Origin of the sequence: Aliiglaciecola sp. 2_MG-2023, from assembly GCF_030548145.1 — a bacterium.
Taxonomy (GTDB): Bacteria; Pseudomonadota; Gammaproteobacteria; order Enterobacterales; family Alteromonadaceae; genus Aliiglaciecola; species Aliiglaciecola lipolytica_A.
This window is the reverse complement of the sequence record NZ_JAUORY010000018.1, coordinates 34,266-54,876: the sequence shown is the minus strand read 5'-3', so window position 1 is coordinate 54,876 and position 20,611 is coordinate 34,266. Positions and strand designations below refer to the sequence as shown.

Below are 20,611 nucleotides of genomic sequence, written 5' to 3'. Positions count from 1 at the left end.
TGAGAGAGGTATCCTCAATCGCCTGAATCTCAACCTCGCGAACGTGATTTTTCTATCAAGTTGAATCCGAGAATATCTATTTCCTATCGCTTATGCTAATTTTTATAGAACCAATGTATAATTACTAAAATTTCGATGGCAGTTATAATTGTAAAGAGAATCAATTATTCGTAAACCCTGTCGATTTATTTTTAACTTTATAAATATGCTCACGGACAATATCACTTCGAAATTATTGAGAACGACTCAAATCAAATTCAAATTGAGCAATCGAAGCCAAAACTATTGTTAAATCGTTATACAGGTCAGCAGAACTAAACAGGCATCTCTTGTTAAAATTGTCTGACTAGGAGTTTGTAACATGACATCGAAAAACAGTAAAAAGGCACCTTCTTTAAGTAAATTTTTTGAAAAACCCGATGAGATTGAAAAGTATTTTAATGCTGCTTTCAATATCACAGGAGATCCCATTTTCGTTAAAGATGAAGAATGCAGATTATTACTTGTGAATGATGCATTTTGTAAAATCTTTGGCTTAACCAGAAAAGAAGCATTAGGTAAAACCCTTGCGGAGAAAGTAACAGCAAAAGAACGCGAGCATTTTTTGGCCGTCGACAAAAAAGTGTTACAAACTGGTGATGAAATTCTATGCGAAGAAACGTTAACAATATTGGGGGCCGAAGAAAAAACCGTACTGACTAAAAAAAACCGATTTACCGACTCTCAAGGGAAACATTTTTTAGTCGGTATCATTCACGATATCAGTCAACGAAAACAGGCTGAATTGCGGGTCAAGTCAAGTCGTCACGTGTTAGAGCTGATTTCTCGAGGTAAACCTTTACGCGAAATACTACACGCTATAGTACAGGTCGTTGAACAAGAAAATCCCAATATGCTTTGTAGTGTTCTGTTATTAGATGAATCACAAAAACATTTAGTTATTGGCACTGCAAATGGCCTACCTCAATTTTACAATGACGCTATTAACGGCATAGAGATAGGTATTGGAGTGGGTTCTTGTGGAACCGCAGCGTTTACCAACAAACGAGTGGTAGTAGATGATATTAATTGCCATCCATATTGGGCTGCCTATAAAGAACTCGCAAAAGAAGCTGGATTAGGCGCATGTTGGTCAGAGCCCATACGTTCAACTACTGGAACAGTGCTAGGTACATTTGCCATTTATCATCATGCTCCACACCAACCGACTGACGCAGATCTTTTGCTGATTGAGCAAACCGCGAGTTTGGCAAGTATCGCCATTGAGAAAAAACAAGCCGAAGAAAAGCTGGAACGAGCAGCCAGCGTATTTACCCATGCCCAAGAAGGCATCATGATCACCGATGCCAATGTTAAAATTATTGAAATTAACGAAGCATTTACGCACATTACCGGATATACACTTCAGGATGTGCAAGGAAAGGAGCCCAGTATTTTGCGCTCTAATCGCCACTCTACGGAGTTTTACGATGAAATGTGGGAAACCATTGAAACTCAAGGTCATTGGCGTGGCGAAATTTGGAGTCAACGTAAAAATGGCGACATATATCCAGAATTAGTGACCATTAGTGCGGTAAAAAACTCCACAGGCAATGTTCAGCATTACGTATCTTTATCCACCGATATTACGCCAATGAAAGCATATCAAGGACAACTAGAACGTATTGCCCACTATGATGCTTTGACGAATCTTCCAAATCGCGTATTACTTGCAGATAGATTGAGCCAAGCGACCATGCAGTGCGAACGACGCAACCAATCGTTAGCCGTAGCATTTATGGACTTAGATGGTTTCAAAGCCATCAATGACACCTATGGACACAATGTTGGAGATGAACTGCTTATCGCCGTTTCCCAGCGAATGAAAGAAGCCTTGCGCGAGGGAGATACTCTGGCTCGAATCGGAGGAGATGAATTTATTGCAGTGATGGTTGATTTACAAAAATTTGAAGATACTAAACAAGTATTAAAAAGATTATTGAAAGCGGCATCAGATCCAGTAAATGTTGGCGATGCGTTGATGCAAGTTTCAGCCAGTATTGGCGTCACCCTTTATCCCCACGACAATGTAGATTCCGATCAACTCATTCGTCATGCCGACCAAGCTATGTATATCGCCAAACAAGCAGGTAAAAATCGATTTCATTTGTTTGATACCGCAGAAGATATTGCACTCAATACACAACGTGAAAGTATTGAAAATGTAAATATCGCTTTGCAAAAAGACGAATTTGTACTGCATTATCAACCAAAGGTAAACATGCGAACCGGTGAGGTTATTGGAGCTGAAGCATTAATACGTTGGCAACACCGAGTGAATGGTTTGATACCGCCTTTAGCATTCTTACCTTTAATAGAAGGTCATGTAATTAGTTTAAAATTGGGGGAATGGGTTATCGACAGCGCTTTGTCGCAAATACACCAATGGCAAAAAATAGGCTTAGATATTCCGATAAGTGTAAACATTAGTGCTTATCAATTACAACAAAATAATTTCACAACTCGTTTAGCTGCATTGTTGAGCGCCCACCCAGAAGTCAATCCAAATCGATTAGAACTGGAGATACTTGAAACCAGCGCTTTACACGATACTAGCCTCGTATCCACAACAATGAATACATGCCAAGAACTAGGCGTCCGATTTGCGATTGACGACTTTGGCACTGGATACTCTTCACTTACCTATCTCAAACGATTACCAGCATATTTAATCAAAATAGATCAAAGTTTTGTACGAGATATGTTGGAGGATACTGATGACTTAGCGATTGTTCAAGGCGTGGTAGGTTTAGCGAATGCTTTCCAACGAAAAGTGATCGCCGAAGGTGTAGAAAGCATTGAGCATGGAAAGGCCCTTGTAAAACTGGGTTGCGAACTAGCTCAAGGTTACGGTATAGCTAAACCCATGGTAGCTGAAAAGATACCGGATTGGATTTCAAAATGGCAATCAGAAAACGCTTGGCATCTTAAAGTTAACTAGCATTCTTCCATCACGCTAATTAAGCAATGGTTTTCTGCGCTTATTGCCGGGAAATCCACTGTTCTTTAGCCAATTGTAAATACAATTCAACATCCCCACTCTCGCCTGCTAACTGTTCAGCTAATGCATGAATTTGACTATCTCGAGTTTCAATCAGATTATCTGAACGCTCAAACAAGTCTTGCGCTTCTGGGTAATCGAGTTTCAACTGTTGGATATCTTGAAATGAAAGATAATGTTGTTGGAATTTTTTCACAAAAATTTGTCTACAGGCTAAAAACTGCATAAATCGCAATCCATTATCACCAGAGATTAAGGATACTTCAGTGGCAGGCAAATTAGCGGCTACTGCGATTTCAATGGCTTTTTCCTGTAGCGTTTTAGCAAGCTCAATGTCATTATTTTCAACAGCTTGTTGCATCCCCAGTTTAAACTCATCATTGTTTAAAATATCTTTGTATGAGTATTGTTTAATATCATCCGACTGATTCTGGGATGGATGATTAGGTAAATCAGCGCTTAAAACAGTTTCAGGTTGATTTAACTGCGTTAAGGCGATAACTGCCGCAACAATTAACGTTGCAACCAGTAAGAGTTTTTTGGCCATTTAAATTACTATTTAGATTAAGTGAGCGGATTCAGTAAAGTCCAGATTTTAACCAGCTTATTAGGAGGTTTATCCGGTAATGAAACTGTCTCACACCCTTATAAAAATAAGGGTGTGAAATACTCGATTTAAGAGTTTGAAGGTTCCGTATTTTCCACACGACTTTTGAGTTTTTGACCTGGTCTGAAGGTCACTACTCTGCGTGCTTTAATCGGAATATCTTCCCCGGTTTTAGGGTTTCTACCAGGACGTTCATTTTTTTCACGTAAATCAAAGTTACCGAAGCCGGACAATTTTACTTGCTCTCCGTCTTCAAGTGCTTCTCTTACTTCCTCAAAAAATGATTCAACAAGATCTTTAGCATCCCGCTTATTAATTCCCAATTTTTCGAACAAATGCTCAGCCATTTCAGCTTTGGTTAACGCCATAAAGTCAATCCCTCAATGATGCCCCGAACTTTTCTGCTAACTGGGACAGAATGTCTTCAACTACCGCTTGAATATCATTTTCTTCAAGCGTTCTTGTTTGGTCCTGTAGAGTAAGAGAGATTGCCAAGCTTTTATAACCGGCCTCTATTCCCTTGCCTCTGTACACATCGAATAAGTTTAGGCCAACTAGTTGATTTCCGCCAAATTTTTCGATGTAAGAAATTATTTCACCTACAACTTTATCTTCCTCTACAACGATAGCAATGTCACGTCTATTAGCAGGAAATTTTGAAATTTCTTCAGCTAATGGCAGTTTTTTGCCTCCAATTGCATTGAAATCAAGCTCGAAAACGAATGTTTTGCCGTTCAACCCCAATATTTTGGTAAATTTAGGATGCACAGCACCGACATATCCGACCAACTCTTGATCACGATAAATTTGTGCACATTGGCCTGGGTGAAGAGCTGAATGCTGAGCCGCTTTAAAACTAAACTCAGAAAGATTAGCTGTAGTTTGCAACAAAGCTTCTACATCCGCTTTAACATCGTAGAAGTCAACAGCACGGTCTTCCATATTCCAATGTTCATTGTTGCGATTACCACATATCACACCACCAACAACAACTTCTTGTCTTACACCGGTTTTCTCATTCTCATCAGGTACGAATCTCAAACCTGTTTCAAATAATCTGACACGACTTTGTTGACGTTTTTGATTGTAAGACACGGACTGCAATAGTCCTGTCCACAAACTAACACGCATTGCAGACATATCAGCAGAAATAGGATGAGGCAACTGCATACCTAAGGCGTCAGGGAATAAAGCACTTTGCACTTTAGGATCCACGAATGAATAGGTTATCGCTTCTTGGTAATCTCGCTCTACCAACGTTTGTTTTAGTCTGTCTAAAGTAAGGTTTTGTTCCTTATGGACCGACATTTTTAACTTAGCAGTGGGCGCTATTGTTGGAATACTATTGTATCCATAGACTCTGGCAATCTCTTCAATCAGATCTTCTTCGATGCTGATATCAAATCGATAAGCAGGTACAACAACCGTCCACTTATTATCGGAGAAGCTAACGTCTAAACCTAAACGAGTTAGGATATCGGTCACCTTCGCGTCTTCTACATGGATTCCAAGAATACGCGTCAGACGCGATGCTCGCAGTTGAATAGTCTTTTGTGTTGGAAGATGCTCTTGGCTAACAGACTCAGTTATTGGTCCAGCTTCACCACCAACAATATCCAAAAGAAGTTGGGTCGCTCGCTCCATTGCCACTCTTTGTAGCTGTGGATCTACGCCACGCTCGTAGCGGTGTGATGCATCAGTATGCAAACCGTATTGACGGGCTTTGCCCATAATCGCGTCAGGCGCAAAAAATGCACTTTCTAAAAATATATTCTTAGACTCATTTGTGACACCGGATTCTAAACCACCGAAAATCCCAGCCATTGCTAATGCTTTACGTTGATCAGCAATCACCAGTGTATTGGTTTTTAGCTTAGTTTCGTTGCCATCCAGAAGCGTTAATTTTTCATTTTCACTGGCAAAACGGACAACAATATCGCCATCCAATTTATCCAAATCAAACGCGTGCATTGGGTGACCCAGTTCAAGTAAAACGTAATTTGTTACGTCTACCACGGGATCAATACTACGAATACCGCTACGTCTAAGTTTCTCTTGCATCCACAAAGGTGACTTTGCTGCAAGGTTTATGTTTTTTAATACCCGGCCTAAATATCTTGGGCACGCTTCAGGTGCGACAAGTTGGATTTCTCGAGTATCCTCAATTTTACTATCAACGCTTTCTATTTTTGGTGCGTTCACTTCAACCTGATTCAACACACCTACTTCCCGCGCTACCCCTCTGATACCAAGGCAATCCGCTCGGTTAGGTGTTAAATCGACTTCAATAGTGACATCGTCCAATTGTAGATAGTCACGAATATCCTGACCAATTGGCGCATCACTAGGAAGCTCTACAATACCGTCATGATCATCGCTAATACCTAACTCAGAAAAACTACAAAGCATACCAAACGAAGGCTCACCTCGTAATTTCGCCTTTTTAATTTTAAAGTTACCTGGTAGTACAGCGCCAACAGTTGCTACAGCAACTTTGATGCCCTGTCGACAATTCGGTGCACCACAAACGATATCAATTAACTCGTCTTCTCCGATGTTAATTTTTGTCACTCGTAACTTGTCTGCATTAGGGTGTTGTCCACACTCAACAACTTCGCCCACTAATACACCTGAAAACTCGCCTGCAACCGGATCAACTGCATCAACTTCTAAACCGGCCATACTAAGTTGTTCTGATAATTGTTGTGTTGATATTGCTGGATTAACCCACTCTCTCAACCACTTTTCACTGAATTTCATTTTATCGAGTCCCCTTAATTAAACTGCTTGAGGAAACGAAGATCGTTCTCAAAAAAGGCACGAAGATCGTTCACACCGTAACGCAACATGGTAAGACGTTCGACTCCCATGCCAAAAGCAAATCCAGTGTATTCTTCTGGGTCTATGTTAACCGCTCTAAGTACATTTGGATGGACCATGCCGCAACCCAGTACTTCTAACCATTTGCCGTTTTGTCCCATCACATCAACTTCCGCTGAAGGCTCTGTAAAAGGAAAATAAGAAGGACGGAAACGCACCTGTAAATCGGCTTCAAAGAAATTATTTAAAAAGTCATGAAGTACACCTTTAAGTTCCGCAAAACTGACATTTTTATCCACCATTAACCCTTCCACCTGATGAAACATAGGCGTATGAGTTTGATCGTAATCATTACGATATACACGACCTGGAGAGATAATACGTAGCGGTGGCTTTTCTACTTCCATGGTACGAATTTGCACACCTGATGTTTGCGTACGCAGCATTACATCAGGATTAAAATAGAAGGTATCATGATCAGCACGAGCTGGATGATTAGCGGGTATATTCAAAGCATCAAAATTATGGAAACCGTCTTCCACTTCGGGCCCTGATTTCACGGTGAAACCTAGTTCTCCAAAGAAACTTTCAATTCGGCGTATAGTTCTGCTTACTGGGTGCAGCCCGCCGAGATTTTCAGTTCTGCCTGGTAGAGTGACATCAATTGTTTCACCGGCTAATTTAGCGTTCAGCTCAGCATCTCGCAAGTATTCGCCGCGAACTGAAATAAGCCCTTGAATCTTTTGCTTAGCTAAGTTTATTTTTTGTCCGGCAATTGGACGCTCTTCAGCTGATAACTTACCAAGTCCTTTAAGCAAATCGGTCATATGACCTTTTTTACCCATAAACTCTACTCGCACCGCGTCTAATGTTGCCGCATCTTGTGCATCGTTAATTTTAATTTGTGCCTGTTCAATTATGGCGTCGAGATCCATAGCTTCCTCGAATTGGAATTTTACTTAATAAATTAAAGGCCTATCTTCACAAACCTGCTAATGGTACTTCAAAAAAAGAACCGGCAATTCTACACGAAATCAGCCCCTTATAGCTAGAGTCTGGCTGTGAATGATCAACAAATTTTTATTAATTTTGAAAAATGCTAAGTAAATATGCATCAGAGAAGCCCGTTGGGGCAATGAAAGAGTTTTGAATGGGAAAATGTTACTAATAAGTGACTGGTGATCAGACTCTTTTTTAACTTCTAAACCCCACAAAGATTCACTAAATAAGCGTCACTTTGTGAGGTAATGTAAATTTACAGTTTTAGAAAATGTTATATACGATAAACGCCATCAAATATGCGAGGGCTCCATAACCCACAACTAAACCCCAAGCGATCTTTTGACTGCCAGTTTCGGCTTTAATAGTTGCAACAGTGGCAACACATTGCAGTGCAATAACGTAAAACATTAACAGCCCCATGCCTGCGGCAAAGGTTAGCCCATCGTTTTGGATGTTGGCAGCTAAGCCAGCAATATTCTCATCTGCCCCTTCAATACCAAACAATGTTCCTAAGGTACCAACAAATACTTCACGGGCAAGAAATGACATCAAAATAGCCACGCCATATCGCCAATCGATACCAAGAGGTTCAAATAAAGGCTCAATAAAATGACCTATATGGCCTAAGTATGAATTTTCTAAACCGCCCTCATGAATAGGGAAATACCCCAAAATCCAAATCCCCACCGAAACCATGAAAATCACGGGTGCTGCGCGTCGAATAAAATACTTAGCGCTATTTAGCACGCGATACATCAGTGGTTTCCAGTGCGGCAAACGATAACTTGGTAACTCCAAGATAAAAGGCATTTCGCTTTTATCACTGTCGGCGAAATGCATTTTATCCATCACAAAACTTACGATTAATGCCGTCACTATGCCAGTCATGTAAAGACCAAAGAACACCATCCCTTGAGTATTTACCAATCCGCCAAGATATTGGACTTGCGGGATAAATACTGCGATTAATAAAGCATACACGGGCAAACGAGCTGAACAGGACATTAAAGGAATGGTCATCATCGTAATTAGACGCTTACGTGGTGACTCAATTGTTCGAGCGGCCATTATTGCAGGGATGGCACAGGCATGTCCCGATAAGTAAGGAATAAAACTTCGACCTGATAAACCAAAGAAGCTTAAGGGTTTATGACAAATCAATGCCGCACGGGCTAAATATCCACTGTCTTCTAACAACCCAATAATAAAGGTTAACACCATAATTTGTGGAACAAAAACTAAGAAAGAGCCTACCCCACCAAATATAGCGTCATTTAAGAAGTCATTAAAAATACCTTCAGGCAGCATCTCACTGACAAAACTGGCAAGGATTCCTATACCACTTTCAACCGCGTCCATAAGTGGTGTTGCCCAAGTAAAGATACTTTGGAATAACAAAAACATAATTGCCATGAAAGCAACACCGCCTAACCAATTATGTAATAGAAATTGATCTATCTGGTTCTGTTGTTTCAGCACTACGTTGGCATTCATGCCGAACTTATAAGCTAGCTGACGGCTTCGCTTGATAACGTCATCGTGATTATCATTTACTATTTTCGGTATCGTGCTCTGGTGTTTTTCAACTAGTTCAGGTAACGCTTGTTGAAACTCAGACAGTCCAATCAATGTTTTCGCAGATAATGCAAAAACCGGTGAGCCTAGCTCTGTTGATAGACCTTGCACATCGATTTCATGTCCAAAACGCAATGCGTCGTCGATCATGTTGATGACAAATACAAAACCTTTGTTGTGCTTTTTTGCTAAAGCTTGAATTTGCAGTCCAAATACCAAGCTGCGCTCTAGTCTAGAGGCATCTAAGACACACACAATTAAACTAGTTTCATCGCTATCGAGAGCTTTATAAATCGCATCTACTGCCACTTGCTCGTCTTGAGAGAAACTATGTAGTGAATAAGTTCCAGGGAAATCTACAATCGTTAGATCTTTCATCTTACCTGATTTCAGCTCTACTGTGACGCCAGGAAAGTTAGCCACTTTTTGCTGCAATCCCGTTAATTGGTTGAACAGTAAGCTTTTACCGCTATTTGGTCGTCCAATTAAAACAACTTTCTGTTGAGCATTATTAATATTATCTGAAACAGTTGAAGACACTACGGGTACCTGTTTAGTGAGAATTTAGTAAAGTAGAAAATAACGAGCTAACGAGTTAGACGAAATTGAGCTATATTTTAATTTTAATATTTTGCGCTATTTCTTTATCAATTGACAAGATTGCACCACCCAATTCCACAACTTTTGGACCGTTAAATGGACATTGCTTTAAACATACGATTATCTCACCGTCACAAAAGCCCATTTCTTTAAGCCTATTACTCATAGCAACCGAAAGACCACTTTGTAATCCAACGATTTCGGCGGTTTTTTTAGTAGGAAGTTCCCACACTGTATTTTGCAACATGACTTACTGACCACAAATGAGAATTATTTTCATTTATTATCTTATAAAGTACTAGTAAAAGGCAAGGTTTGAATAGCCTGCTTTGAGATTTTTTAAGCGATAAAGTGCATATCTAATTATTAACCCGAATAATCAGTACAATTTATATTCAGCCAAAACGAAAAAAGGCGAACCATCCTGGTTCGCCTTTTCCCGAAAGAACTTAAACTTAATTGTTAAAAATTAAGCCAATGCGCCTTTTGCTGCATCAACCAATGCAGTAAATGCGCCTTTATCATGCACAGCGATGTCAGCAAGGATCTTACGATCGATTTCGACAGACGCTTTCTTCAGACCGTTAATGAAACGGCTGTAAGACATGCCATTTTGACGTGCCGCAGCATTAATACGTGCAATCCATAATTGACGGAATTGACGCTTACGCTGACGACGGTCACGGTATGCATATTGACCTGCTTTTGTTACTGCCTGGACAGCAACGCGATAAACTCGACTACGAGCTCCGTAATAACCTTTGGCTTGCTTTAGTACCTTCTTATGACGGGCACGGGCAACTACACCACGTTTTACTCTTGCCATTTTTTAGTCTCCTGTGCTTTAAACGTAAGGTAACATGCGTTGAATCAACGCAGTGTCAGCTGAATGGGCTAATTTCTTGCCACGCAAGTGACGTTTACGCTTAGAGCTCTTCTTGGTCAAAATGTGACGCAAGTGAGACTGCTTACTTTTGAAACGACCTGAAGCGGTTTTTTTAAAACGCTTGGCTGCTCCACTATTGGATTTCATTTTAGGCATTGCTAAAACTCCGCATTGTTAAGACCACACTTGAGGACATGCATTGCATGACTACTCTGGGGTCGTTGTTTCAACATAGCAGCAAGGTGAACTTAAGGTGCAGATCCGATTTTACGGTCCTTAGTTACTTGTAAACCTTTACTACTTCTTAATTGGGGCGAGCACCATGATCATTTGACGACCTTCCACTCTATGAGGGAAAGATTCGCAATTAGCAATGTCTTCTAAATCCGCGCGCACGCGTTTTAGTTGTTCAATGCCGATCTCTTGGTGGGCCATTTCACGTCCGCGAAAACGAATCGTTACCTTGGCCTTATCACCTCCTTCTAGAAAGCGACGCAGGTTGCGCAGTTTTACCTGGTAGTCGCCTTCATCAGTGCCAGGGCGAAATTTAATCTCCTTGACCTGAATTTGCTTTTGTTTTTTCTTCTGCTCTTTTTGAGCTTTACTCTTCTCGAAAAGGAACTTTCCGTAATCCATTACCTTACATACAGGCGGCTCAGCGTTCGGACTTATCTCTACTAGATCCAAACTAGCTTGGTCGGCGAGAGTTTGAGCTTCTCCTAGAGATACTATCCCTAGCTGTTCACCTTCTTTACCAATTAAGCGAACTTCTGTCGCTGTGATTTCTTCATTGATGTTGGCTTTATCGCCTTGAGCCTTATTATTAGCGCCTTTAATATGTCGTTCCTCCACGAAATTAATCTAATTGCTTAGATGTGACCTGTTGATTAATCAACTCCATAAACCCTTCTATTGAGAATTTACCGAGGTCATCACCCTTGCGAGAGCGCACCGCTACTTCGTTTGCTTCCATTTCTTTGTCGCCTACGACTAATAAAAATGGAACACGTCTAAGAGTGTGCTCGCGGATTTTAAAGCCTATCTTCTCATTTCTCAAGTCCGACTTCGATCTAATTCCATTTTGTTGTAATTTTTTCGCTACATTTGCAGCATATTCACCCTGTTTATCGGTGATATTCATCACCACAACCTGAGTTGGAGCTAACCAAGTCGGATACAAGCCAGCATACTCTTCAGTCAAAATACCGATAAAACGTTCAAGTGAACCTAATGTTGCACGGTGAATCATGACAGGCACTTTACGTTCCCCATCTTCGGCAACATAAGTAGCACCTAAACGACCAGGCATTGAGAAATCAAGTTGCACGGTACCACATTGCCAAGCACGGTCTAAGCAATCATGTAAGGTAAATTCAATTTTGGGGCCGTAAAAAGCACCTTCACCTGGTAAATACTGAAAATCGATATTCTTTGAGGTCAATGCATCGGCAAGCTTTTGTTCGGCTTTATCCCAAACTTCGTCTGAGCCCACGCGTTTTTCAGGACGTGTGGATAATTTCACTACAATTTTATCAAAGCCAAAGACTTTGTAAACTTCGTAAATCATATCAATACAACTTGCCACTTCGGCCTGTATCTGATCTTCGGTGCAGAAAATATGTGCGTCATCTTGGGTGAATCCACGTACGCGCATCAGGCCGTGTAAAGCACCAGATGGTTCGTTACGGTGACAACAACCAAATTCAGCCATACGCAAAGGTAGGTCACGGTATGATTTCAAACCTTGATTAAATATTTGTACGTGTCCCGGGCAGTTCATCGGCTTGATAGCATATTCACGCTTCTCAGACTCTGTGGTAAACATATGCTCAGAGTATTTTTCCCAATGACCAGATTTTTCCCACAAAACGCGGTCCATCATCAGTGGGCCTTTTACTTCACCAAAACCATATTCACGTTGTTTTATGCGAATATATTTTTCTAGCTCAGTGTAAATACTCCAACCATCGTTGTGCCAGAACACCATTCCAGGCGCTTCTTCTTGCCAATGGAACAAATCTAATGCTTTACCAATTTTACGGTGATCACGCTTTTCAGCTTCTTCTAAACGATTGAGGTAAGCTTTCAGTTGTTTTTTATCAGCCCAAGCTGTGCCATAAATGCGCTGCAACATTTTATTGTCACTATTACCACGCCAATAAGCTCCAGCCACTTTCATTAACTTGAAATGTTGACAAAAACGCATGTTAGGTACATGAGGACCGCGACACATATCGACATATTCTTCGTGATGGTATAGTCCTGGACTGTCATCTTTGCTGATGTTTTCATCCAAGATTTCTATTTTATAAGTCTCACCACGAGCTTCAAAGGTATCTCTTGCTTGCTGCCAACTTACTTTCTTCTTAACCACGTCATAACTGGTTTTCGCCAGCTCTAACATACGCTTTTCCAGCTTGACTAGATCGTCATCATTTAATGAATGTTCCATGTCGATATCGTAATAAAAACCGTTATCGATTGTTGGACCTATGGCCATTTTGACGTCAGGATAGAGCTGTTTGATGGCGTGACCAATCAAATGTGCACAAGAGTGACGGATGATTTCTAATCCCTCTTCGTCTCTGGCAGTAATAATCTGTAGACTGGCATCTTCAGTGATCATGTCGACGGCGTCCACCAGCTCGCCATTTATTTTTCCAGCAATAGTAGCTTTCGCTAGCCCTGGTCCAATATCATTGGCTACATCTAATACAGAAACGGAATTTTCGAACTGGCGTTGACTGCCATCAGGAAGAGTAATTGTTAGCATTGAATAATCCTTTACACAGTGGTGACACCTACCAAGCGCCACGTGTGAATTATAAAGTTATTTTTCGGTTCTCAGTGTATAAACAATAAAAAACACCCAGCGGAGGGTGTTTAAACAACTTAAACCGAAAAATGAATAAGTTAATAAAAAATCAACCCTGCTACGATCAGGGAGAAGGAACACATGATACCTAAAATGTTACTGCCGATGCAATCAGTACGGACATATAATGCATGTATAAAATACGCATTACTGTGTTTATCATTGTTGCTGCATGTTCAAACCTTTGCCAAGCCATCAAGGGAAAATTGGTTGTTAGCACAACAAACAGAGCATATCAAGATTCACACTGTTGAAGATGTCAGCGGTTACGTTTGGCTCAAAGCAACGATTACAGTCAAGGGCGTGCCCGAAGATTTTTTAACACTTCTGGATAATACCGCAATCGCCGCTAGCTGGATTGATAATTGCGAAAAAGTCGAACTTCTTGCCTCCCCCTCGCCTGTAGAGAAAATCGTCAAAACGACTTTCAACGCACCTTGGCCAGCCAAAGACCGTGAAATGATAACCAAGTCATTTACCGAAATTGATTCAGTAACTCACACAATAAGGATTCAAGTACAAGACTACTCTGAATATTATCCGCCCAACAACACACTTGTTCGGATACAAAATGTGCGCGGTAATTGGCGAATAACCGCAACATCAAAAAATACTATGCAAATTGAATACATCGGATATGGTGAACCCTCTGGAAATCTCCCTATCTGGCTAGCAAATAAGTTAGTTGTATCTTCGATGTTTAAAACTTTTCATAATCTGGGGGAAATATTCGGTGCGCCTACAAGGTTTTAACATTACAAAAAGTTATAACGTGTACTTTTTAATAATGAAAAATACCTTCAATTATTTGCAAGTGATCCATACTCAGGTTTTATAGCTAAATTAAGTCAAACTTATGTGGCATTTTGTTAGCGATCAAATTAGTCAAATATTAAATCAAGAATTTATTTGTGACGATATCCGAGAGATCACTGAAGGAGACTCTCATAGCGCTTACCGCATTACAGATGGACACAAACGTTTTTTTGTTAAGCTCAATGATGAGGACAAAATATCGAATTTCAGTGCCGAAGCTGAAGGGCTAGAGCACCTTGCACAAGCCAATATTATTAAGGTGCCGAAAGTCATCTGTTTTGGTGTTTGTGAAAATAAAAGTTATCTGGTTTTAGAGTATCTTCGGTTAGTCGCAGGCAATGAAAAAAACTGGTTCGATTTAGGTTCAAAATTAGCTACCATGCATCAAACTCAAACACAAAAAATGTATGGTTGGCAGGAAGATAACTTTATAGGTTTAACTCCTCAACCGAATCGTTGGTCGAAAAAGTGGGCGCAATTTTTTGCCGAACAACGTATCGGTTATATGCTTCAACTTTTAGCAGAAAACGGTCATCACATTGCAGCCATCGATGATGTGGTTGAATCTGTCGAAAAATTGTTACACGGACATAATCCTCCAGCCTCTATGCTGCACGGCGACCTGTGGATTGGTAACACAGGCTTCCAGCATGATTCACCGGTGGTATTTGACCCAGCGTTCTATTTTGGCGATAGGGAGACAGATATTGCGATGACAGAATTATTTAATAAATTTCCAGTTACCTTTTATCAAGGCTATTACTCGATTTGGCCGCTTACGGAGCATTATGCTTACAGAAAGCAGGTTTACCAGTTGTATCATATTCTCAACCATGCATTGTTGTTTGGGGGAAATTATTTGCAAACCGCAAAATCACTGCTTAGGAATATGCAAGGATGAAGGACTTGCTTAAACTCAGAACTAAAACCGGACTTGTGTCAAAAATCTATCCCAGCTAGTCTTTGTTATCTTCATAAACGATTAAACTAGGTATCATGGAAAACAAAGTAGTATTTATCACTGGCAGTGCCAAACGTCTTGGGGCTTACACGGCTAAATTTCTGCATAATTTAGGCTATCGAATTGTGCTGCACTGCCATCATTCTGTGGAACAAGTTGAAGCATTGTCTAAGCAATTGAATGGCAAACGAGCAGATTCAGTAAAATGGGTACAAGGTAATTTGTGTGAACTGGAAGCGTTAAACAAAATTGCCCAGTCAGCTGTCGACGCTTTTGGTCGCATTGATGTGTTGATTAACAACGCATCCGCCTTCTACCCTACTCCCCTAGGAGACTTTGTAGCACAAGATTGGCAAGCTCTAATGGGCAGTAACGCTCAAGCCCCGCTATTCCTAATTCAAAAATTACAAAAACAACTTGCACAAAATCAAGGTGTTGTGATCAATATGGTGGATATTCATGCACAACGTCCATTGTCAGGCCATACTATATACTGCATGGCGAAAGCGGCTTTGGTGACGCTAACCCAATCACTTGCACAAGAATTAGCACCTGATGTTCGTATTAACGGTGTAGCCCCTGGGGCAATTTTGTGGCCGGACACGGCCCTCCCAGAAAACGAAAAAAATGCGATACTGTCTCAGATCCCATTAGGCCGTTTAGGTTGTGAAAAAGACATTTCTGAAGCAATCGCATTTCTAATTTCGGCTCCTTATATTACAGGCCAGATATTGGCAGTTGACGGAGGTCGAAGTATCGCGAACCCTAGTGTCGCATAGGAGAATGAATGACTACTGAAGTGTTTGAAACTGAACAAACTATTGCTTGTCCAGAGTGCGGTCATCACTTGCATATAAGTGTAGATTACAGCAATGGTGATCAGGACTTCTTTGAAGAGTGCCCCAACTGCTGTCACGAGTTTCACGTTAAGCTCCATATTGATGAGCTTAATCGCAAACTTCAAATCAATATCAATTCAGATGATGAGCAGTTGTATTGACCTCAATTATTAAATTAGGTTGAGGTTTTAAATTTTTTAAAGGCCCATCAAATTTGCTGGGCTTAAATATACAAACAAACAGCAAAAGGTGGTTTATTTGTCATCAATACCCTTGCTGCCGCTATTTTGTAGCCTCATTTTGGTAAATGCATGCGGCCAGTCATCGATTCAATCGAGTTTTACTGAATATCAAAACCAAGTTGGCGAAGAGCTGAACATTTCAATTCTATTAAACACTGAAAACCCTAGTCTTCATTATCCATCATCGCAACAGATGAAATTAGATATTCCTGAGACGACGATGAATTTACGAGACTTTTATGCTTTGAAGCATTGTCCTGTATCCACCTTAATTGCACAACGAAACACAGCACTAGGTAAGGTTCAATTGCCATCCCAACGCTTCGCTTACGAAGTTAAATTAATTCAAGGGCTTAATGAATGTCTTCAGCAAACTGATGACGAACAACAACAGCAGCAGTTAACCCAGTGGCTTGAGGACAAATATCAAACACTACCAAAAGTGTGGGCGCAAATGGTCCTTAGCAGTGCTGAAATCAGGCGCTCGTTGAGTACCAATTCAACGCTATTTACACAAATAAGTAACGAGCAACTGCGATCATATCAAGCTTCGCTAAGTTTAATAGTTAACTTATACTCCCCTACGATGACAGACATTGATGGATTAGAAGCAGCATTAAATACGCTACGACAACAACCACTACCTGCACAAATTTGGTATACACAAAATCAACTGAGCTTTTGGCTTAACAATCTGGCTGATAGATTACAAAGTGAGTTTGCTAAGATATCTTGTCAATCCGCTTCCTCTGCTGAACAGATAGCAAATCTGAAGCTAATCTACGAGCAAAACTTCATCGCAGATATCCTCCCCGTTATAGGTCGTTTAGCGGAGGTTCACCACATGTTAGAACCTAACTTCAAGACTTTACGTAATAACCCAGTATTATTGGAGCCTTTCAAAAAATTTTTAATACAAAGAAAATTAGAATCAGAAAATTATCTCAATGCACGGCATAAACACGAGAAAGTCTGGCAAAATTTATTTATCAAATGCAATAGTACCAATCAAAAAGTCTAGCCCAACACAAACAACTGTATATAATCACAGTTATGATAACTCATAATATTCGATACTCAAAACGCACTTGCTTTATTTATAAACAGAATCAGTTGCTTGGTAAAATTCAATTTCAGCGAGATGCAAAAATCGGGATTTGGAGAGTGACTTATTTATCGGCAGATTTACCAGTGAATAGTGATGATCGACCATCTGATATTCATGCCAAACTGTGTAGCTTAGAACTGTCTTGGCGGTGGGGTAAAATTTATCACTGCTACAACCAATTACGATTTTAAGAATTTACCCCAATCAACTACTGGCAGATCATCGTTTTAGACTGAATTTCGATCTCATTTTTCATAATAAGCCTGTGTAAATTATTCCATAGAATAAGAATATTTGGCTAAAAGCAACTCTCCCAACCTAAATAAAATTGAGTAAATGACATTAAATTCAAAGGCTTACAAATTGGCATTAAACTCGCTTAGTTCAGTATAACGTAGTGCTTTAAATCCCATTTATAGACTTGTTATCAAAACACAGTGAGGCAACATTATGACTTTACAATCAAAAATTAAAATTATTCTTACCTTGACGTTAATGCTAGTGATGCTAACAGGTTGTGCAACTGTTGAAGGTGCAGGCAAAGATATAGAAAGTGCGGGTGATGCCATACAAGAGGCCGCCAATTAAAATTACCGAGACAAACGGCTCAACATTTTATCAATGTTGAGCCGTTTTTAAATCTAACCTTGCAACATCACTAATGCAGTAGTGCTTTAACTTCAATGCTTAAAAATAAGTTTCATCAATTTTGTTATACACATTAATCAAGCCTAATTGCATTTCATCAATAAATTCATGTAATTTATCCTGAATTAACAATTGCGGATTAGCTTCCAATAATTGCTTTTCAACCTTGGATATCATCTCCACACATTGCTCGTAATTAGGTAATTCTCGCAAACAATATTCGACTTGATTTAAGGTATGAATCAAGGCTCTGGGGAAACGATTTTCCAACATCAGGAATTTCAGCACATCAGGTCGTCGAATTTTGAGTCGAACCTCTCGACGATACATTTGATAAGCAGTAAGCGACTTTAATACACTCATCCACTGTAAATTCTCCAGTGCTGATTGCTCAGTTTGCATATCCTGAACTAAAGACGCAGAACGAACATCAATAATCCGAGTCGTCATATCTGCTCGCTCCAAATTACGTCCAATACGTAAAAATTGATATGCCTCATCTCGTGTCATCGTACTAACAAGAATCCCCGTGATCTTTTGATTGGATTCAATTATTTCCGTTAAATACTCATATCGAGAGCGTCGAGCTATGGCTTTTTGACGATTAGCATAGGCGAACAAGTAAAGTTCGTTAATCTGCTCCCAAGCCTCTCTAGGAATAATTTCACGAATCGTCCTTGCATTCTCTCTGGCGGCACTTAACGAGTTTACAATTGAGCCTAAATTTTTGCTATCACCTACCATAAAGTTCAAAACGTTTCGTTCGTTCGCTTCTTGGTACTTTGCGTAAAACTCTTCTCGGTTCGAGACAATATCAACAAGCGGTTCCCAGCCTAAAACAATGCTTTTGGGAAGATCTAAAAGTAGGTTAAAATTAACATTAATTAATCGTGCGGTGTTTTCTGCTCGCTCCAGATAACGCCCCATCCAGCATAAATTACTCGCGACACGTGACAACATATTAATTGCCCTCCATATCAACAATCCATGTATCTTTACTACCACCACCTTGTGATGAGTTCACCACAGTAGAGCCTTTAATCATGGCGACTCTGGTCAAGCCCCCCATGGTTACTTTGATATCTTGCCCACTTAATATAAAGGGTCTTAAATCTAAATGACGTCCTTCTGCTTTGTTATCTATCAAAGTAGGCGCAGTGGATAACAACAGCATTGGCTGAGCTACATAATTACGCGGATCTTTTTTGATTAATTGTCGGAATTTTTGATGTTCTCGTTTAGATGCATGTGGACCAATCAACATGCCATATCCACCAGATTCATTGGCCGGTTTTACAACCATTTTTTCAATATTTTCTAACACATATTCACGTTCTTCTGGATTAACGCAGCGATAGGTTGGCACATTCGGTAGAAGAGCGTCTTCATTAAGATAATATTTAATAATTTCAGGTACATAACTGTAGACAACTTTATCATCAGCGACCCCTGAACCCGGTGCGTTGGCCAAACCAACATTGCCTTTTTTCCAAGCTCGCATGATCCCAGGAATACCTAACGTTGAGTCAGGATGGAATACTTCTGGGTCAATATACCAGTCGTCAATTCGGCGATATATTACGTCCACACGATTTAATCCATTGATGGTTCGCATATAGACGCAATCATCTTCTTTCACAACTAAATCATCACCTGTTACCAATTCAGCACCCATTTGTTGCGCCAAATAAGCATGTTCAAAATAGGCTGAATTATATATACCGGGAGTTAACACCACTATTTCTGGCTCTTTCACATCTCGTGGTGACAGACTGGCCAACATGTCATATAAATCTGAAGGGTAATTATCAATGGGAAGAATATTGTATTTTTCGAACATTTCTGGAAAAACGCGCTTCATAACTTGTCGATTTTCCAACATATAGGAAACACCAGAGGGAACACGAAGGTTGTCTTCTAACACATATACGGTTCCGTTGTGATCTCGCACCAGGTCTGAGCCACAAATATGCGCCCAAATGCCCTGCGGTGGCTTCACACCAATACAATCTTTCAAAAAGTTTTTAGATTTTTTTAATAAGTTCGCCGGAAAAACACCGTCTTTGATAATGTTTTGATCATTGTATAAGTCATCAATAAACATATTTAGTGCTTTTACACGCTGTTTAAGGCCTAGTTCAATTTGCTGCCATTCTTTGAGTTCAATTAGGCGAGGTATAATGTCGAAAGGCCATGCGCGGTCTATGGAACCCTCTTCATCGTTATAGATTCTAAACGTTATGCCCATAACCTGAATGGCAGAATCGGATGCGGCTTTATATTCTTTTAGTTCGTTATCAGACAACCCCTTGAGGTAGTCACACAAATCTTTCGCATACTCTCTCGGTTTAGATCGCCCCTGAATCAGCTCGTCATAAAATTGACCTATTGCATAGTTTCCCCATCTAATCGCCATAGATCCTCCAGACTTACTTATTATTGTTGTTTAATCTTAGTTTACTCACATAGTTAAGCTTTTGTCAGGTGTAAATTTAAAATTTTATTGTTTTTAAATTCGCCACAGTTCAAAATAACTGCGCTGCATTATATGAGCAAGTTTTTTCTCAATAACAAGATGTTTTAACGTTAAAT

19 protein-coding genes are annotated in these 20,611 nt (G+C 40.1%); 7 read left to right on the top strand and 12 right to left on the bottom strand.

The genetic code is table 11. The annotated features are described in order from the left end of the window. The first annotated feature begins 361 nt into the window (after positions 1-361). Entirely contained in the window at positions 362-2,980 is a 2,619-nt protein-coding gene (locus tag Q4567_RS16375) for an EAL domain-containing protein (RefSeq protein ID WP_303501102.1), read from the top strand. 40 nt (positions 2,981-3,020) lie between these two features. Here the strand turns inward: Q4567_RS16375 and Q4567_RS16370 are convergent, their stop codons facing one another. From Q4567_RS16370 to thrS, 10 genes are all read right to left on the bottom strand, one after another. Beyond that, positions 3,021-3,587: a hypothetical protein gene (locus tag Q4567_RS16370; RefSeq protein WP_303501101.1), complete on the bottom strand. Its 567-nt coding sequence runs from the start codon at positions 3,585-3,587 to the stop codon at positions 3,021-3,023. Positions 3,588-3,715: 128 nt separating this feature from the next. Beyond that, complete coding sequence (locus tag Q4567_RS16365) at positions 3,716-4,015, bottom strand: integration host factor subunit alpha (RefSeq protein ID WP_216047293.1); 300 nt, start codon at positions 4,013-4,015, stop codon at positions 3,716-3,718. 4 nt (positions 4,016-4,019) lie between these two features. Then, a complete protein-coding gene (gene pheT, locus Q4567_RS16360; protein WP_216047294.1) occupies positions 4,020-6,407 on the bottom strand; it encodes a phenylalanine--tRNA ligase subunit beta in 2,388 nt (795 codons plus the stop codon). Positions 6,408-6,421: 14 nt separating this feature from the next. Then, on the bottom strand, positions 6,422-7,402 hold the full coding sequence (gene pheS, locus Q4567_RS16355) for a phenylalanine--tRNA ligase subunit alpha (protein WP_216047295.1): 981 nt from the start codon (positions 7,400-7,402) through the stop codon (positions 6,422-6,424). Positions 7,403-7,730: 328 nt separating this feature from the next. Next, on the bottom strand, positions 7,731-9,584 hold the full coding sequence (locus tag Q4567_RS16350) for a ferrous iron transporter B (protein WP_216047296.1): 1,854 nt from the start codon (positions 9,582-9,584) through the stop codon (positions 7,731-7,733). 70 nt (positions 9,585-9,654) lie between these two features. Then, positions 9,655-9,891 carry a FeoA family protein gene (locus Q4567_RS16345; RefSeq protein ID WP_216047297.1) on the bottom strand — a complete coding sequence of 79 codons (237 nt, stop codon included), beginning with the start codon at positions 9,889-9,891 and terminating at the stop codon, positions 9,655-9,657. Positions 9,892-10,113: 222 nt separating this feature from the next. Continuing rightward, entirely contained in the window at positions 10,114-10,470 is a 357-nt protein-coding gene (gene rplT / locus Q4567_RS16340; RefSeq protein ID WP_216047298.1) for a 50S ribosomal protein L20, read from the bottom strand. An 18-nt stretch (positions 10,471-10,488) separates the two neighbouring features. Beyond that, a complete protein-coding gene (rpmI, locus tag Q4567_RS16335) occupies positions 10,489-10,686 on the bottom strand; it encodes a 50S ribosomal protein L35 (RefSeq protein WP_216047299.1) in 198 nt (65 codons plus the stop codon). Between the two features lie 141 nt (positions 10,687-10,827). Then, positions 10,828-11,382, bottom strand: coding sequence for a translation initiation factor IF-3 (infC, locus tag Q4567_RS16330; RefSeq protein ID WP_216047300.1), 555 nt, complete (start codon positions 11,380-11,382; stop codon positions 10,828-10,830). Between the two features lie 4 nt (positions 11,383-11,386). After that, positions 11,387-13,303 (bottom strand): threonine--tRNA ligase, encoded by a 1,917-nt coding sequence (gene thrS, locus Q4567_RS16325; protein ID WP_216047301.1) that lies wholly within the window; start codon positions 13,301-13,303, stop codon positions 11,387-11,389. 183 nt (positions 13,304-13,486) lie between these two features. On the opposite strand from thrS, the gene Q4567_RS16320 reads away from it, so the two are divergent. From Q4567_RS16320 to Q4567_RS16295, 6 genes are all read left to right on the top strand, one after another. Beyond that, on the top strand, positions 13,487-14,158 hold the full coding sequence (locus tag Q4567_RS16320; protein WP_303501097.1) for an START domain-containing protein: 672 nt from the start codon (positions 13,487-13,489) through the stop codon (positions 14,156-14,158). Positions 14,159-14,261: 103 nt separating this feature from the next. After that, a complete protein-coding gene (locus Q4567_RS16315) occupies positions 14,262-15,122 on the top strand; it encodes a fructosamine kinase family protein (RefSeq protein ID WP_303501095.1) in 861 nt (286 codons plus the stop codon). Positions 15,123-15,217: 95 nt separating this feature from the next. Beyond that, positions 15,218-15,961 carry a pteridine reductase gene (locus tag Q4567_RS16310; RefSeq protein WP_216047304.1) on the top strand — a complete coding sequence of 248 codons (744 nt, stop codon included), beginning with the start codon at positions 15,218-15,220 and terminating at the stop codon, positions 15,959-15,961. Positions 15,962-15,969: 8 nt separating this feature from the next. After that, the gene (locus Q4567_RS16305; RefSeq protein ID WP_216047305.1) at positions 15,970-16,182 is read left to right on the top strand and encodes a CPXCG motif-containing cysteine-rich protein; all 213 of its coding nucleotides are present in this window, start codon (positions 15,970-15,972) and stop codon (positions 16,180-16,182) included. 97 nt (positions 16,183-16,279) lie between these two features. Continuing rightward, positions 16,280-17,284, top strand: a complete 1,005-nt coding sequence (locus Q4567_RS16300; RefSeq protein ID WP_216047306.1) for a DUF3080 family protein — start codon at positions 16,280-16,282, stop codon at positions 17,282-17,284. Positions 17,285-17,821: 537 nt separating this feature from the next. Next, a complete protein-coding gene (locus Q4567_RS16295) occupies positions 17,822-17,959 on the top strand; it encodes an entericidin A/B family lipoprotein (RefSeq protein WP_216047307.1) in 138 nt (45 codons plus the stop codon). Positions 17,960-18,058: 99 nt separating this feature from the next. On the opposite strand, the gene Q4567_RS16290 is transcribed toward Q4567_RS16295, so the two are convergent. After that, positions 18,059-18,979 carry an alpha-E domain-containing protein gene (locus Q4567_RS16290; protein WP_216047308.1) on the bottom strand — a complete coding sequence of 307 codons (921 nt, stop codon included), beginning with the start codon at positions 18,977-18,979 and terminating at the stop codon, positions 18,059-18,061. Position 18,980: 1 nt separating this feature from the next. Beyond that, positions 18,981-20,435 (bottom strand): circularly permuted type 2 ATP-grasp protein, encoded by a 1,455-nt coding sequence (locus tag Q4567_RS16285; RefSeq protein ID WP_216047309.1) that lies wholly within the window; start codon positions 20,433-20,435, stop codon positions 18,981-18,983. Positions 20,436-20,611: the final 176 nt, after the last annotated feature.